The sequence below is a fragment of the Actinomycetospora sp. genome, from assembly GCF_055612215.1.
In genome coordinates, this window is the sequence record NZ_JBVPVA010000186.1 from 1 (window position 1) to 2,405 (window position 2,405).

Here is a 2,405-nt window from a genome sequence, read left to right on the forward strand (position 1 = left end):
GGTAGCGACGCGCCGCCCCCACCGGGCCACGCCCCCCACGGGAGCGAGACCGCCGCGTCGCTACCGTTCCTGACCATGGCCGTCGTCGAGGACACCCCCGCGCGCGTCGCGGAGGGTCCCTCCGAACCGGACGGACCGGCCCGGCCCGGCCGGTGGAGCGTCCGCTCGGGCTGGTTCCTCGCCGCGCTCGCGGCGCTGACCGTGGTGCTCGGCGTCGCGATCCCGTTCGCCCCGGTCAACGCGGACGACCCCGTCGTCACCTGGCCGAAGGCCGGCCAGCCCGCCACGTCGACCAGCATCCCCCTGTCGCCCTACCGGCCGATGTCGATCAGCGCGGACGTGCCGTGCGCGGCCCTGCGCGGCGGCGGGGACGCCCTGCGCACCGAGCCGATCTCCGCGGGCACGCCCGGACGCGGCCTCACGGTGTCGAGCTCCGGCGGGCGGGTCACCGTGACCAGTGACGGCGCCACCCTCGTCGACGAGGTCCTCCCGCTCACGGCGTGCACCTACCGCGTCGTCGCAGACGGCTCGACGACGACGCTCTCGCGCGACGGCCAGGTGCTCGTCTCGATCCCCGCGCTGGCCCCGCAGGTCGCCGAGCTCGCGACCGAGGCGCCGGGGACCCCCGGCCTCACCGCCACGATCCACCCCGACGACCGCTACTCCTCCGTGCCGAGCGCGTTGAAGCTGACGCTGCTGATCCTGCACGCGATCGCGCTCGCGGCGACGCTCGTGCTCGCCTGGCGTCGCTGGCGCGGCACCCCGCAACCCGGCGCGCGGCCCCGGCCGACCCTCGCCGACGCGGCCGTCGTCGTCGTCAGCGCTGCGTGGGTCGTCCTCTCGCCGTTGCAGAACGACGACTCGTGGTACCTGCTCATGGCCCGCAACGCGACGCCGACGGGCTTCATCGGCAACCAGATCTACATGTTCGACACGACGGAGAACCCCTTCGTCGGCAGCCAGTACCTCATGGCGGTCTGGGGGCACCTCGGGAACCTGCTCGGCATGCCCGGGTGGGGCCTGCTGTGGATGCGGGTCCTGCCGCTGCTGCTCGGCCTGCTCACCTGGTTCCTGCTGCGCGCGCTGCTCGCGACGGCCCTCGGGCGCATCTCCCGCCGCGCGTGGGTGCCGTGGACGCTGCTCGGCGCGCACCTCGCGTGGTTCCTGCCCTACGGGATGGCGCTGCGGCCCGAGGTGTTCATCGTCCCGCTGTTCGCCGCGGTGATGCTGCTCTGCGAGGTCGCGCGGCGGCGCGAGGCGGTCGGCCCCTTGATCCCGGCGACGGCTGCCGCGGCGCTCGCCGTCACGGTCTCGCCGGGCGGCCTGGTCGCGGCCGCCCCCGTCGTCGTCCTCCTGCCGTGGCTCTACCGCTGGTTGACGACGGCGAGCTGGCGGACGCGGCTCGGCGTCGTCGGCGCGGTGATCGCGGCCGGGACGATCGCGATCCCGATCGCGTTCGGCGACGCCACCCTCGGCGACGTCCTCGAGGCCACCGACGTCCACTCCTGGTACTACGTGACGTTCCCCTGGTACGAGGAGTGGGCGCACTACCGGACGCTGATCGAGACCGGGACGTGGGGCCGGCGCGTGCCGGTGCTGCTGACGGTGGTGCTGCTGGTCGTCGTGTCCATCGGGTCGGGGCGGCGCGGGCCCATCGGCGGCCCGATCCGCGCGTACACGTTGTCGACGGCGGTGACGACGGCGGTCGCACTCGGCCTGCTCGCCCTCGGCCCGACGAAGTGGGTGAACCACTTCGGCGCGATCGCCGCGCCCGGGACGGTGCTGCTGACGCTCGCGATGCTGCAGACGCCGCTGCCGCGCCGGCCGGGCGCGCTCGTCACCGCGGCGAGCGTCGGCCTGCTGACCGGCGCGACGGTGCTCGGGTTCGCCGGGCCGAACACCTGGCACCCGTACTCCGACCGGGGCCAGCCGTTCGGCAAGCACCTCGACCCGGACCTGTCGATGCTCGACCTGGAACAGCTCGCCCCGCACATCGGCTCGCTCTACCTGCGCCAGTTCTGGTGGTGGGTCGGCCTCGCCGTCCTGGCCGGGCTGTTCGTGTGGTGGCGGCGACGCCGGCACCGCAGCACGTTCGGGGTGACCCCCGACCGCGCCGTGCTCGTGCCCTCGGTCGTCGCGCTCGCCGTGCTCATGATCGCGGTGATGGCCTACGCACCGATCGTGCAGGCGCCCGGCTGGACGTTGGCCAGCGCGCAGCTGCAGGCCCTGACCGGCAAGCCGTGCCAGCTGGAGAACTCGGTGACCGTCATGGCCACCGCGCCCCGCGACCTCGGCGCCCCGCTGACCGCGGAGACCCGCACCGGGGACTTCGCGCTCACCGCGGCGGGCAACGGCGCGGCCGACCCCGCACCGGTGCCCCCGCCCGGCCCGGCGCCCTCGGGAGC

The 2,405-nt window shown here is 74.9% G+C and carries 1 protein-coding gene; it reads left to right on the forward strand.

What is annotated here, in order from left to right; translation table 11 throughout:
* Nucleotides 1–75: 75 nt before the first annotated feature.
* The coding region (locus AC0CYZ_RS05180; RefSeq protein ID WP_472212999.1) for an arabinosyltransferase domain-containing protein at nucleotides 76–2,405 on the forward strand (2,330 nt) is incomplete at its 3' end.